Consider the following 14246-nt stretch of genomic DNA (forward strand, 5'->3'; position numbering starts at 1 on the left):
AGTGCTGACAATCACCCTGACGGTAGATCCATTCGCGCTGGGGGCGATCGCACCGTCGCTGGCGAGTGAGCCTTCGCCGTTCACCTTGCAAGCTCGAGAAGATGAGTTCGACGACTTCCTCGCGCAATTGGGGCAAGACGAACCCCTACCGGGCGAGCCCCTCGTCGGCTCAGAGCCGGCTGCAGGCTCGACACCTCCGCTCGAGTCGTTGCCCGCCGACCTGCCGACCGAAGACGAAGAAGTGATCGTCTTGACCGAGCCGGAAGAGCCTCAAGCTCTCGCCTCGCTCACTCCGGCAACATACGGACAAACAACAACACCGGCTTCGGGCGGACCGGTGGAGGCTGAGGTGGGCGGACTGGCCGTGATCGTGGAGGCCGTCGACGACCTCACGGCTCCGGATGCGGTGCTGTTGTCGGTCGCCGGCGAAACAGAGACGGCCGCCGCCGGTGTCCACGGCATCCTGCTGGAGGTTTCTGACGCGACGGCGACCGCGCCGGCCAATGCGGAGATCCAGCTGTCAGTCTCGTATGAGACCTTCGCCGGTATCGGTGGCGCGGACTGGGCGTCTCGACTTCGGTTCGTGTGGATGCCGGAATGCGACTCGGGGAGCACCAACTGTGTTCCCCAGGTGCTGCCGACGGTCAATGACACCGTGTCGCAGACCGTTACGGCGACGGTGCCGGTGAACGAGGGTGACAGTGCTGTCGGCGCGAGTTTGGCGTCAACATCCTCCTCCTCCTCAACGATGACCATGGCATCAGGTACCGGCGGCGGCTCGCTTGCCGTAACCGCGGGTGCTTCGGGATCGCAGGGCAACTGGGGGGCAACGAGTTTGTCACCGGCGTCGACCTGGGGCAATTCCGGCAACACCGGCTCTTTCACATGGTCGATGGGGCTCGGCGTGCCATCCCCCGCGGCCGGGCCGTCACCACAGCTGGCTTTGTCCTACTCGTCAGCTGCATCTGACGGGCGTCTGCCGACCACGAACAATCAATCGGGATTGATCGGGGAGGGCTTTGACCTCACATCCGGCTTCATCGAGCGCACGTATACGCCGTGTTCGGACGACGACAGCGGGTCCGCCAACAATGCCGATCGCGAGAGTTTGGATCTGTGTTGGGGTGTGGAGAACGCGACCATGTCCCTCAATGGGGGTGCATCAGAACTGATCCGCGACGGGTCGACCAACATTTGGCATTCGAAGACTGCGGATGGCACGAAGGTTGAACACCTCACGGGTGTCGACAACGGCGGCGAGCAGGACGAGTACTGGAAAGTGACCACCACTGACGGCACCCAGTATTTTTTTGGCCGCGACGCGGACGGCACGAACTCTGCCTGGACGGTGCCGGTTTTTGGCAACCACGCGGGTGAGCCCTGCTTTGAATCCACGGCCAACGGCGGCTTCGCTGAGTCGATGTGCACGCAGGTGTATCGCTGGAATCTTGAGCAAGTCGTCGACCCGCTGGGCAACACGATGACTTACTACTACGAAGAAGAGCCGAACCGCTACATGTACGACGCCGTCGGCAGTTTGGAGCGGGCCGAGAGCGCTCGGACCGTTGCCTACACCGCTGGCGGACGTCTCGTGCGCATCGCGTATGGAGTGCCCGCAAACTCAACCGCATCTGCGCCAGCAGAAGTGACCTTCAGCTACGGGCCACGGTGCATCACCGACGAGAACGTTCTGACCTCGTTTTGCAACTCCGGCCAAAGCGCGGTGACAAGCAACAGCTGGCCCGACACACCCGTCGACATGGTGTGCACGGCTTCCACTCCGGAAGACTGCAACTACGTGCCTGTGTTCTTCAGCCGCTACCGGCTCGCGAAGATCACCACCGGCGCCTTCGATGGCACTGACTATCAGCCGATCACCTCGTGGACGCTTGGGCAAACCTTTCGACCGCAGGGCGATGGCTCCAGCATCGAGGACTTTGTCGACCCAATGCTGGTTCTCGACAGCATCACCGAGACCGGCCACGGCGGTACCGAAGCTGAGACCGACGACATCACCCGGCCGAGCATCGATTTCAACTATGCGTTTTTGCGCAACCGGGTAGAAGCGGTAGAGGACAACCATCTGCCCTTGGTCCGGCCGCGCATCTCAAGCATCAACACCGAGTCGGGCGCAACGGTTTCTGTCGCCTACCGCACCGAGTGCGGCGTGAACGATGGCGGCGTGCCCGGCACAAGCGACGCTGCGCAGCGCGACAACACCCGCCTGTGCTACCCGGTGAAGTGGTTCCCAAACAGCGACGGCGTCGAGCTAGTTGACTATTTCCACAAGTACGTCGTTGACACGATCGCCGAAACAGGTGCGTCCCGCATCGATGGGTCAGACGTGCAACTTGTCACCGGCTCGCTAAACGTTGTCACCAGCTTCGACTACGAAGGAGGTGCTGCATGGGCCAAACCCACCGGCGCGCTGGTAAAGCCCAAAGAGATGACCTACTCAGACTTCCGAGGGTTCTCTCATGTCGTCACGACAGTGGGTGTCGAAGGGGAGAGCCATTCAAGTCGAACCCACTATTTCCGAGGCATGGGAGAGGACGTCACTCTGACGGCCGGGCCGGCCGGGCATGAAGTGACAGCCGATGACCTGCTGCGGTTCCGGGGTCAAGTGTTCTCCACAACGGGATACAACGGCACGACCCCGGTCACCCAGGTCATCACCGTGCCCGGGGATCCGATCGTGATGGCGACGAACAGTGACGACGTCGACTCCACCCGGATTCCTTCGACGACCACACATGGGTTCACCTTTGATGCTGCGGGCGCAGTGGACTTCCGAACGAAGTCCGTGTCGACGACGAATCAATACAGCCAGGTGGTGGCAGTCAATGACCTGGGCGATGTCTTGACCACAGATGACGATATGTGCCAGGCGATCAGCTACGCACACAACGGCACATCAGGTGTGGCTGCACAACTCGCCTCCGCTTTCCAGATGTCGCTTGCGGAGTCCACAAAGGTCACCGCGACCGACTGCGACGCCGCAGGAGCATCCTCAGCGGAGGTGATCTCGTGGGACACCGCCGACTACAACGCGCAAGGCCAGATGCTTCAATCGTTCAAGCTCGACCCCCTAGACGGTGAGGGTCACGTGCTCGTGAACGAGGTTCTCGCCTACGACCTTCTCGGCCGCCCCCTAGAGGTCGCGGATGCAGAGGGCAACGTCTCCACAAAGGCTTACACCTACTCCGCTGGCGGGCTAGTGCAGTCGATCGCCTCGACCACGCCGGATCCAGACGGCGCGGGCCCAGGCGTACCGATGACCTCCATCACGACGTTCAACCCGTTGACCGGCACTGTAACCTCCACGACCGATGCGAACGGGCGCACCACCTCCGGCACATACGACGCTTTGGGGAGAATGGTGGCGGTGGTTCTCCCGCAGCACGTTGGGCTCCAGGTGCCTTCGCTGGAGTACGAGTATGCCGTGCACAAGACCGGTCTGAACTCTGTTCTCACGCGCAAACTCGGTGCCGACGGTCAGACTCAGCACACCAGCGTCACGCACTATGACGGACTACTGCGACCGTTCCAATACCAGTCCGAGTCGGTCAATGCTGGCCCGAATCGGAACGATGACGCGTCCGAACGGGGCATGCTCGTCGCGCACGTCTTCTACGACTCTGCCGGGCGCATCCTGCGTCAAACCAGCCCTTGGCTCGCGGTCGGCGCGCCGTCGATCACTCCGATCACCCCAGTCGCTGCCCCGCGTTCGCAAACCACCTACGATTACGACGCGGCCGGCCGTCAAATCGCTCAAGTGTTCTGGGTGGGCAACTCGTCCGTTCCGGAAAACGAACAGTGGCGTTCGGTGACGCACTACGACGGCGCGCAAACCCTACAGATTCCGCCGATGGGGGGAACCCCGCAGATGGCAATCATGGATGCTCGCGGCCGCACAGTCGAGCTGCGTCAGTTCCTGCGCGACCCAGACGACAACGCCGCAGCGACTTCGGCAACTGAAGTGCTTGCCCTGCCCTTCCAGAGCACGACGTACGAGTTCGACAGCGCCGGGCAGTTGGTCGAGATGCGTGACGCGGAGAACAACCTGTGGAGTTACGAGTTTGACTTCGCCGGTCGCCAGACCAGCGCCACCGACCCCGACGGCGGCACCACCACCACGACGTACGATTCGCTGAACCGGACCGCAACTCGCACCAACGGCAACGGCCAGACCGTTGCGTACACGTACGACGCGCTCGGACGCACTTTGACATTGCGAGATGGATCGCAGACCGGGCCAGTTCGTTCTCAATGGCAGTACGACACCGCACTCGATGAAACAGGCAACCCTGTGCGCGGAGCTCAAGCGTCCTCCACCCGGTTCATCGACGGCAACGCCTACACAAGCTCGGTCGACCTCTACGACGACGCGTATCGTCCTCTTTCGGCCACGATGACGCTGCCTGACATCGCACCGTACGCTGACGCGCTGGAGTCGCTGAGTTTCACGACCGGCTACACCTACACTGCCGATGGTCAGGTGGAGACGGTCAAACACCCCGGCATCGTCGACAGCACGGGTGTGACGGCTCTGGGCGCTGAGATAGTCACGACCGAGTTCGACACCGCGTCCATCCCGTCCTGGATGGGCGGCGGTTTCGGGTGGGGCGTGTATGTGGCCGACAGCGGTTTCGACGCCGAGGGACGCCTGCAGGCGTTGGATCTGGGCAACACGTACGCGGCCCGCATCGGTTACAACTACGATGCAGAAACGAAGCGACTGTCCGGAATCTCCCTGAACAGGCAACAGCATGATGTCGACTTCGACCTGCAATATGCCTACGACGATGTGGGAAACGTCATCAGCATCAAGGACCAGGCAGGGTCAAGCAATACCGTGCATGACAACCAGTGCTTCGGCTACGACGGCTTGGAAAGACTCGCGGTCGCGTGGACCGCAGGTGATGGTGACTGCTCGGTAGAGCAAGATGCGATCACGGTCGGGGATGTTGGGGGGGTCTCGCCGTATTGGACGGAGTACTCCTACGACCCGCTGGGCAACCGTACGAGTATGGTGCAGCACGGTGTGGGCGCTGACGTCACTGTCAGCACGTCCTACTCGCACGGTGTTGGGGCGGCGGGCCCGCATCAGCTGACGAGCGTGGTCGAAACGATCGCGGGCACGTCGACGACGACCGACTTTTCGTACGACGATGCTGGTAACCGGGTCGCGGAGGTCTCGGGCGGTGTGACCCAGGACTATGTCTGGGATGTTGAGGGTGAGCTGATCGCGACAGGCGGCGAGGAGTACGCCTACGACGCGTCCGGCACGCGGATGCTGCGCTCGAGTGCTGCTGGTGTGACGGTGTATCTGCCGGGCGGTCAAGAGTTGCTCATCGCCGGCACCGGGGAAGAGCCGGAGCTCTCCGCCACTCGCTACTACTCCTTCGCTGGGGCAATGGTCGCTATGCGCACCGCGGGTGGGTTGGGTGCGGTGACCTCCTTCGTGGCGGATCATCAGGGCACCTTGGTGGCGGCGGTGCCGAACACGAACTGGGCGGCGAACGCGGTCCAGCGCGTCTATACCGACCCGTACGGTGGCACCCGCGGCGCCTCCGAGGATTTGCCGGGCGATCGTGGCTTCCTGGGCGCGGTGGAAGACAGCACTGGGCTGACCTTGCTGTCGGCGCGCTACTACGACTCTGATGTGGGTTCGTTCATCAGCGTGGATCCGTTGTTGAGGCCGGGGGTTCCCGCGCATTTCCACGCCTACGCGTATGCGTTCAACAATCCGGTGTCGCAGTCGGATCCGTCGGGTTTGGAGCCTCGGGACAAGAACGGCAACTTCGACGGCAACCCGTATCTCAGCAAACCGGCCACTCCGTCGACGTCGTGGGAGGCGTTGAACGCTTGCAAGGACGTGTGGTGCACGGCCGGGTGGAATATTCAGTTCACGGGTCACTTCTACGGAGGCATCCTGGAAGGGCTCGGTGGGCTGCTGCTCCTCACCTGCTCCCTTTGCAATGCCTATCAGGGTGCAAGCCAGGGGATCGAGGTCTTGAAAGATCCTGCTGGACACATGGCCCGAACCGCTGAATCGCTTGACCAGTTCTGGTCCGATCCGTGGGGGAACTTCTGGCGTCCGTTCGTGGAGGACTGGACCAACAATCCAGGTCACGCGCTCGGCGGGACGGTGTTCACTGTCGGTACTGTGGCGGTGCCTGGCGGCGCGCTGATCAAGGTGGGCAGCGCGGCCAGAGCCGCAAATAAGGTTGAGAGCGCGACCGGAGGCGGGGCACGGTTTGCCGTGGACGCAGCAGGATCTACCACTCTGAGGCTCTCTGCTGGGTCAACCTCCCTTGAAGTGACCGAACACGCTGCGAGACGGTTGACATCTCGCTCCATATCCATAGAAACCGCGGAGTCGGTGCTTTCCAGACAGCCTTTCCCTTACTTCCATGCTGACGAATGGAAGTTGGGGTTCTACAACCCTGCTTCAGGGATATTCCTAGGCTCGGTAGATGGGAGGGTTACGACAGTTATTGACCGTGTGAGTCAGGGCTACATTGACAATTTGAGGGCGGTGCAACCATGAAGATTATTTACGATCCTGTAGCGGACGCGGCGTACATCTATTTGCAGAGTGATCCCAATCAGTATTCACACATGGTCGCTTTAGACCCTCAAGCAGCGGGCGGAATGATCAACTTCGACTACGACACTGAGGGACTGTTGCTCGGGATTGAAGTTCTCGGTGCAAAGCGATTGCTGCATCCCGATCTGCTTAGCGAGGGCCTCGAATCAGGCGCGGCGGTGGTGGAGTAGCAAAGCGATGGGCTTGAGCGATACCTCTGCTGCCCGCGTCCGCTACTGCTTCGACGACGCCACCATGTGGCTTTACGGCTTTCCTCTACCGGCTCTAAAGCGCGGACGGGTCATACTTGAAGACCGGAATCTCCAAGAACCCGTTCAGTCGAGATAGCCGAACCTTCATGGATGACAAGACTATGGATGTACTCCAATCCGGCACTCGCCGCGAGATGCTCAATTTTGAACGGTTCCTAGTGGAGAGTGACCCTGGCCCGTTGAGCTATGAGCGTTGGGCTGGGCAGCTCGCTCAGGACGTACCGTGACGCCGCAAACGGGTGAGCGAGCCCCGGTCTTCTCAATCGGATTGGTCGTCGGCGGCCGCACGCCGAGCAACCTGGCGTGGACCCACGAGATTGCCATGCTCACCAAAGATGTCATCGCAGTTCGCGCTGGCGTGGAATCGCCTCTGCATCTCAATGTCGTGTTCCATGTGGCCGGGAACTTGCTCCAACCAGAGTTCGAGGGAGTGAGAACCGCCACCTTCAACAAGGCCGATGCGGCGCTCATGGTTCAGGTCGCACTTGTCGAGTCAGCGCCGGCGGATCCCAGAGCAGAGCTCATCTCACTACTTGACAGTGCAGTCGAGGAAGCGGAAGCCTGGTCTAAGCGAAGAGGAATCGCGTTTGATCGCGAACCATTCGCGCAGATGCTTGGCCTTGTCGTGAGATTCCGATAGGTCTCGTCGCGGCGACTTCCTGCTTGCAACCGGTACTAAGTGCGGCGCTTGCGAGCCACGATCCCTGGCACTGCGAAGCCGCCGCAGTTGCCCCACATATTGAGAGTCTTGCAATCGATTGTGGAACTTGGTTGACCGATGATCGCCGCAGCCGGCGGAGCCCCCGTGCTTGCTCATCCCGCCACCCGCGGCCGCGAGGCCGTCGTCGACGAGAGGTCGCTCGCCCGCTTGGTCGAGGCCGGACTCGTCGGTCTCGAGGTCGGCCACCGCGAGAACACGCCCGAGGGGCGCGAGCGGTTGCTCGAGCTCGCCGAGCGGTTCGACCTCGTGACGACCGGCTCGAGCGACTACCACGGCGAGGGCAAGCCCAACCGCCTCGCCGAGAACACGACGACTCCCGAGGCGCTCGAGCGCATCATCGCCGCGACCAGCAGGCTCGAGCCGGTGCGGGCATAGCGGATCAGCGTCGCGCGCGATGACCTAGTCGTCTTCGCTCGGCCTAGCCGGCGCCCACAGCTCGCGTAATGCGTCCGCAATCTCGAAGCGCGGGGCGCCTCGTCCGTTGCACGCCACGGCGATGACCGTCTCGCGGTCGGGGGTGATGGTGAGGTCTGAGATGTAGCCGCCCCAGCGGCCCGAGTGGTAGAGGCTGCCGTCGGGCTCGATGCGGATGCCTGCGGCGTACAGCTCGCCGTTCGGCTGCTCGTCGTCGAGCACGATGGCGGCGCCCGCCACGACGTCTGCCTGCACGAGCTCGCCGAGTCGGTACTGGTCACCCCAGCGCACGAGCTCGGTCGGGGTGGTGACGATGCCGGAGTGCCCGTAGGCGGCCCAGCCTCCGCGCAGCAGGGTGTCGTCGGTGTCGTAGGGCGTCGCGACGTCGGGCGCCGTGAGGCCGGGGTCGACGCTCAGGTCGAGGGCGAGCGGGCTCGTCAGGCGCTCGGCCAGGAACTGCGGGAACGACTGACCGCTCACCGCCTCGACGACCTCGGCAAGCAGCACGTAGTGGCTGTTCGCGTAGGCGTAGCCCTCGCCGGGGAGGAGCTCGTCTGTTCGCGCGATCGCCGCGAGCACGGTCGCGTGCTCGGCGGCATCGGTGAAGCCGACACCCTCAGCCTCGAGTTCGATCCAGAAGTCGGGCACGCGCGCCGTGTGGTGCATGAGTTGCTCGAGCGTGACCTCGTCGGCCCACTGCGGCAGGCCATCGACGTGCGCCGACAGGGGGTCGTCGAGTGAGAGTGATCCTTCGCGCTCGAGAACGAGTACCGACGTCGCGGTGAACTGCTTCGAGATCGACGCCATATCGAAGCGCGTCTCGGTGGTGAGCGGGTCGCCCGTCGTGAGGTCGGCGAGCCCGCCGGCCGCAGCCCAGACGACCTCGCCCGTGACGCCGACCGCGGCGGAGCATCCGGGTCGATCGGGCTCGAGAAAGGTAGCCATCAGCTCGTCGCTCAGCGTCACGAGCTTGGCCGTGCGCTGCACGCCGGTGTCGGTCGAGAGCGGCACCTTCGCCAGCTGGGGCACGGGCTCGCGTTCGACAGCGCAGCCCGCCAGCGCGACGATCGCGGCGAGAGCCGTGACCGTCAGCACCAGAGGCCGCGGAGCCGTCATGCCACCGGCGAGGCTTCCGGCGCGGTTTCTGGTGCGGCTTCTGCTGCGGCGGTCGGCGCTCCGTTCGGCGTGCGCCGCACGAAGAATACGGCGGGGATCACGAGAGTCGCGATGATCGCGCCGACCGTGAACGCCGCACGAACTCCCTCAGCCGTGACCGAGGCCTCGTCAGGGCCGCCGCCACCGAAGGCTGCGGCGATCGAGATGAAGAGGGCGATTCCCGCGGCACCGGAGACCTGTTGCATGGTGCCGACGATCGCGCTGCCGTGCGAGTTGAGCTTCGGAGGCAAGGCCGAGAGCCCGTTGGTGAGCAGGGGGGTGAAGAGCAGGGCGAGGCCCATGCTCAGCCCGATGTTCGCGAAAGCGATGAGCCAGAGCGGTGTCGCGGCCGTGAGCATGGCCATGCCCCACATCGAGACCGACAGCAGCACAGCGCCCGGAATCACCAGACTCGTCGGGCCGACGGCGTCGTAGCGGCGGCCGATCCACGGGGCGGCGAGACCCTGCAGCAGCGCACCGGGCAGAATGATGAGCCCCGAGATGAGCGCCGTCGCGCCGATCACGTCTTGTACGAAGAGCGGAATCAGGATGATCGCGCCGAAGAGTGCCATCGCTGCGACCATGACGATCGCGATCGAGACGGCGAACTGACGCTGCTGGAAGGTGCGCAGGTCGAGCAGCGCGGCATCCCGACGCTGCAGGCGCAGCTGGCGCCACACGAAGAGCGCGAGCGCGACGAGCCCGATGACGAGGGCGGTGATGGCGGCCGTGGTCGCCTCCGCTCGTTCACTGACCGGCGCGCGACCGACGTCGCCGAGCTGCGCGAGGCCGTACACGAGGCCGCCGAAACCGGGGATGGAGAGGAGCACGGAGAGAACATCCAGTCGCCCCGGGCGCGGTTCGCCGATGTTGACGACTTTCGCAGCGCCGATGACGAGCGCGGCCACCGCGAAGGGAATCATCGTGATGAACAGCCATCGCCAGTCGGCGAAGCTCAGAATGAGGCCCGAGACGCTCGGCCCGAACGCGGGCGCGACGGCGATGACCGTCGAGATGAGACCCACGACGCGACCACGGCGGTCGGGCGGCACGAGGCCGAAGACGGTCGTGAACAGCAACGGGAAGATGATGCCCGTGCCGGCGGCCTGCACGACGCGCGCGAGCAGCAGCACCTCAAAGCCCGGGGCGATGGCGCCGATGACGGTACCGATCGTGAACAGGCTCATCGCGAGCAGGAACATCGGGCGCGTCTGGAAGCGCTGCAGCAGGTAGCCCGTGATCGGAATGACGACGGCGAGCGTCAGCATGAAGGCTGTGGTCAACCACTGCGCGAGCGAGGCGGTGATGCCGAGCGACTCGATGAGGGTCGGAATCGCGACGCCCATGAGCGTCTCGTTGAGGATCACGACGAAGGTCGACCCGAGCAGCAGGCCGATGATGAGCTTGGTCGCGGCAGGCAGGCCCGTGGAGGGCGCCGCCGCATCAGGAACGGTGGTGGATGCAGGCATAGGAATACGAACCTACCGCTCGATGCCGACATTCCCGGTGCGCCGGAATGCGCCGCCTACTGCCGTTCGAACAGGGCGCTGAGCGGCCCGCCGCCCTGCAGCAGCATCGTCTCGGCGTCGCAGTCGACGAGCAGCGTGGCGTTCTCGCCATCGAAGCGCGGCGGCGGTACCTCGAGGCCCTCCGTGCCAGCGCCCGAGGTGTTCGTCTCGAGCACCTCCCACAGAGCGACTTCGAGCAGACCCCCGGTCGAATCAGTGGCATCCCAGCCCCACTCGGCCGACGCCGACTCGACTGTCGTGACGCTGATCGGCACGATCGAGTCGCCCGCCACGATCACGCCGCTTGTCGTGAGGTCGGTCTGCACATCGAGTAGTCCGTCTTGCGTGATGCGGAGGATCTGCGAGCCCGTCATGTCGAACTCGGTGATGGGCACGCCGAGCCCCAGCAGGTAGGCCTCCGACTGCAGGCGGTAGTCGGGCACGACGAGTTGCCACGTGCCCACGACGCAGGCGGTGTCGCCGAGACCGTCGGCTGGCTGCTGCGGCTCTGACTCCTCAGGCGCGGGAGGTTCGGGGTTGTCGCCCGAGGGGTCGGGCGTGCATCCGGCGAGCACGAGCGCCATCGACGCGACGAGCACCAGCGAGGCAGAAGCGGCGGAACGGGTCATGACGACCTCCGATCGCGAGCACGGCTACGCGGCTGCGCGGCCTCTGCGACCAGTGTGCTCCTCTCGCGCGGTCAGCGCGAGGAACAATTCACTCGGCGGCGGTGCCCGACGAGCTTCCGGCTCCGGATGCTCCGCTCGAGCCGCCCGTGCGGCGACGCCGCCGGCGTCGCGGAGTGCCCGTGCCCTCGGCGCGGGGCTCGCCCGCCGCAGCAGCGTCGCCCGCCGCCGGGCGGTCGCCCGAGCGCTGGCCGCCGCCCGAACGGGACGAGGTGCGCGAACCCGAGCCGCCGCCCTGGCCGCCGCTGCGCCCGCGCTCGCGCGGAGGGTGCGATGCTTCGCGCTCGACGCGGGGGATGGGCGTGGCCTTGAGGCGGCCCTTCGAGCCGGCCGGAATGTCGAGGTCGTCGTAGAGGTGCGGCGACGAGCTGTAGGTCTCGACCGGCTCGGGCTGGCCCATTTCGAGCGCCCGGTTGATGAGCGCCCACTTGTGCATGTCGGCCCAGTCGACGAACGTGACGGCGATGCCGGTCTTGCCCGCGCGGCCCGTGCGGCCTGCACGGTGGAGGTACGTGTCGTGGTCATCCGGAACCGTGTGATTGATCACGTGCGTGACGTCGTTGACGTCGATGCCGCGAGCCGCGACATCCGTCGCGATCAAGATGTCTTTCTTGCCCGCCTTGAAGGCGGCCATGGCGCGCTCGCGCTGCTCTTGGTTCAGGTCGCCGTGCACCGCGGCAGCGTTGTAGCCGCGATCAGTGAGCTCTTCGACGAGCTTGGCGGCCGCTCGCTTGGTGCGCGTGAAGATGATGGTCTTTCCGCGCCCCTCGGCCTGCAGAATGCGGCCGACGACCTCGTCTTTGTCGAGCGCGTGCGCGCGGTAGACGACGTGCTTGATGTTCGCCTGCGTGAGCCCCTCGTCGGGGTCGGTCGCGCGAATGTGGATGGGGCGCGTCATGAAGCGGCGAGCCAGGGCCACGATCGGGCCCGGCATGGTCGCCGAGAACAACATGGTGTGGCGCGTGGGCTTGGTCTGCGAGAAGAGCTTCTCGATGTCGCTCAAGAAGCCGAGGTCGAGCATCTTGTCGGCCTCGTCGAGCACCATGACCTCGACGTTGGCGAGGCTGAGCAGTCGCTGGCTCGCGAGGTCGAGCAGACGCCCGGGCGTGCCGATGACGATCTGCGCGCCGGCCTTGAGCTGCTCGATCTGGCCCTCATAGGCCTTGCCGCCGTAGATCGACACGATCTTGACGTCGCGGTTCGCCGAGGCGAGCTCGAGGTCTTGCGTGACCTGCACGCAGAGCTCGCGCGTGGGCACGACGACGAGCGCCTTGACGCCCGGCTCGGGGTGCAGGCCCAGGTGCTGAATGAGCGGAAGCCCGAAGCCGAAGGTCTTGCCGGTGCCGGTCTTGGCCTGGCCGATGATGTCTTGGCCGCTGAGGGCCAGGGGAATGGTCTGCTCTTGGATGGGGAAGGGGCTCAGAATGCCCTTCGCCGCCAGGGCTTCGACCATGTCGGGCTCGATGCCCAGGTCAGTGAAAGTCACGAGTGTGTGTCGCCTGTCGTCTAGTGAAGTGAAGGCCAGTTTAGCGGGCCTATGCTGTCGGGCCTGCCCCGAGCACGTAGGCTGTGCGCGTGGCTTCGTGGTTGAGACGGCAGCGCCCCCGTGTCGAGGCGCCGACCTTGACTCCCCGCGACACCGCGGTCGCTGCGCTGCGAGTCGACCTGGGCGAACTCGCCCCGCCCTCCGATGTCTTCCTCGGGCACTGCGCGGCGCTGCATCTGACCTTCATCGAGCAGCTCACCGAGGCCATGTCGAACGCCCCTCGTGTGGCCGACAAAGACTCTCTGGCCCACGTGGCGGGCATCGTGTTCGAGCGCTATCGTGCGCTCGCCGCCGAGCTCGAGCGCCTGCACCTCGACAAGACCGACGTCATGCAGCCGCACCTCGAGGGCGTCGAAGAGTTCAAGCGCCGCACGATGGGCGGCGAGTGGTACGAGCAGGTCGCGAGCGCTCACGTGACCATCGGCTTTCTCACCGACTTCTGGATCGCCTTGTCGGTCGGCCTCGTGGGCGAGCCCGGCGATCGTGTCGCGCAAGCACTCGCGAAAGGCGACCCGCATGCGCCCCTGCACCGCATCGTCGAGCGGGCGATCGCGGCCAACCCGAAGCTCTCGTCGCGCCTCGCACTGTGGTGCCGCCGACTCTTGGGCGACACCATGCTGCAAGCCCGGTCGGCTCTCGTGCAGCACGACGACCGCTCGAAAGACGAGGCTCAGATCGAGCCCGTGTTCACCGAGTTGATCGCCGAGCACACGCGCCGCATGGACCGCCTCGGGCTGACAGCCTGACGCGCGATCAGGCCTTGGTCGGGGCGCTCGGCTTCATGAGCCGCTCGAGCAGTGCGGCATCGGCCTCGGCGCGTTGCTTCGGCAGCACGAGAGCGACCGCCAAGGCCGCGAGCGGTCCGAGCACGAGCGCGATCACCCAGATCCACCCGCCGTCGAAGGTCAGGCCGAGCCAGACGCAGATCACCCACACGCCGGCCGTCGCCGCAGCGCCGACGAGCGGCACGAGCAGCAAGCCGTGGGTCTCGCGGCCGGGCACGAGGTAGCGCACGCCGAGCGAGAGGGAGGCGCCAATGACCGTGACGAAGAGCAGTTCCATGACTGCGAGCGTAGCGGCTGGTGGGCGGCTTCTAGCCGACGAATCCGACGCGACGGGCCGAGTCGCTGCCGATCTCGACGTAGCCGATCGCCGCGGTCGGCACGAGGAACTGCTTGCCCTTGTTGTCGACGAGCGTCACGAGCGGGGCGCCCTTCTCGACGGCGGCCGTGATCGCGGCCGTGACGTCGGCGGCCGTCTCCGAGCTCTCGATGGCGAGCTCACGGGGGCTGTTGAGAATACCGATGCGAATGTCCACGAACGCCAGCGTACCCGGCGCGATGGTGAGCATC

General features: G+C 65.0%; 11 protein-coding genes. 5 read left to right on the top strand and 6 right to left on the bottom strand.

The window, feature by feature from the left end; genetic code table 11:
* The first annotated feature begins 1 nt into the window (after position 1).
* From KL788_RS12715 to KL788_RS12730, 4 genes are all read left to right on the top strand, one after another.
* The gene (locus KL788_RS12715; protein WP_293172346.1) at positions 2-6553 is read left to right on the top strand and encodes an RHS repeat-associated core domain-containing protein; all 6552 of its coding nucleotides are present in this window, start codon (positions 2-4) and stop codon (positions 6551-6553) included.
* Entirely contained in the window at positions 6550-6783 is a 234-nt protein-coding gene (locus tag KL788_RS12720) for a DUF2283 domain-containing protein (RefSeq protein WP_293172349.1), read from the top strand. The genes KL788_RS12715 and KL788_RS12720 overlap by 4 nt, the downstream gene beginning before the upstream one ends.
* Positions 6784-7087: 304 nt before the next feature.
* Positions 7088-7504 carry a hypothetical protein gene (locus tag KL788_RS12725; protein ID WP_293172352.1) on the top strand — a complete coding sequence of 139 codons (417 nt, stop codon included), beginning with the start codon at positions 7088-7090 and terminating at the stop codon, positions 7502-7504.
* A gap of 138 nt (positions 7505-7642) precedes the next feature.
* Positions 7643-7960: a hypothetical protein gene (locus KL788_RS12730; RefSeq protein WP_293172355.1), complete on the top strand. Its 318-nt coding sequence runs from the start codon at positions 7643-7645 to the stop codon at positions 7958-7960.
* Between the two features lie 24 nt (positions 7961-7984).
* Here KL788_RS12730 and KL788_RS12735 read toward each other — a convergent pair whose 3' ends face one another.
* From KL788_RS12735 to KL788_RS12750, 4 genes are all read right to left on the bottom strand, one after another.
* Positions 7985-9115, bottom strand: coding sequence for a serine hydrolase domain-containing protein (locus tag KL788_RS12735; RefSeq protein ID WP_293172358.1), 1131 nt, complete (start codon positions 9113-9115; stop codon positions 7985-7987).
* Positions 9112-10623: a DHA2 family efflux MFS transporter permease subunit gene (locus KL788_RS12740; protein WP_293172361.1), complete on the bottom strand. Its 1512-nt coding sequence runs from the start codon at positions 10621-10623 to the stop codon at positions 9112-9114. Before KL788_RS12740 ends, KL788_RS12735 begins: the two co-directional genes overlap by 4 nt.
* Positions 10624-10679: 56 nt before the next feature.
* Positions 10680-11291 (bottom strand): hypothetical protein, encoded by a 612-nt coding sequence (locus KL788_RS12745; RefSeq protein WP_293172364.1) that lies wholly within the window; start codon positions 11289-11291, stop codon positions 10680-10682.
* Between the two features lie 88 nt (positions 11292-11379).
* Entirely contained in the window at positions 11380-12801 is a 1422-nt protein-coding gene (locus tag KL788_RS12750; protein WP_428846140.1) for a DEAD/DEAH box helicase, read from the bottom strand.
* 122 nt (positions 12802-12923) lie between these two features.
* Here KL788_RS12750 and KL788_RS12755 point away from each other — a divergent pair, with 122 nt between their 5' ends.
* Positions 12924-13640, top strand: coding sequence for a ferritin-like fold-containing protein (locus tag KL788_RS12755; protein WP_293172370.1), 717 nt, complete (start codon positions 12924-12926; stop codon positions 13638-13640).
* A gap of 7 nt (positions 13641-13647) precedes the next feature.
* Here the strand turns inward: KL788_RS12755 and KL788_RS12760 are convergent, their stop codons facing one another.
* Complete coding sequence (locus KL788_RS12760; RefSeq protein WP_293172373.1) at positions 13648-13956, bottom strand: hypothetical protein; 309 nt, start codon at positions 13954-13956, stop codon at positions 13648-13650.
* Between the two features lie 31 nt (positions 13957-13987).
* Positions 13988-14212 (bottom strand): DUF3107 domain-containing protein, encoded by a 225-nt coding sequence (locus KL788_RS12765; RefSeq protein WP_293172376.1) that lies wholly within the window; start codon positions 14210-14212, stop codon positions 13988-13990.
* Positions 14213-14246: the final 34 nt, after the last annotated feature.

Source organism: Microcella sp. (assembly GCF_019739195.1).
Classification (GTDB): Bacteria; Actinomycetota; Actinomycetes; order Actinomycetales; family Microbacteriaceae; genus Microcella.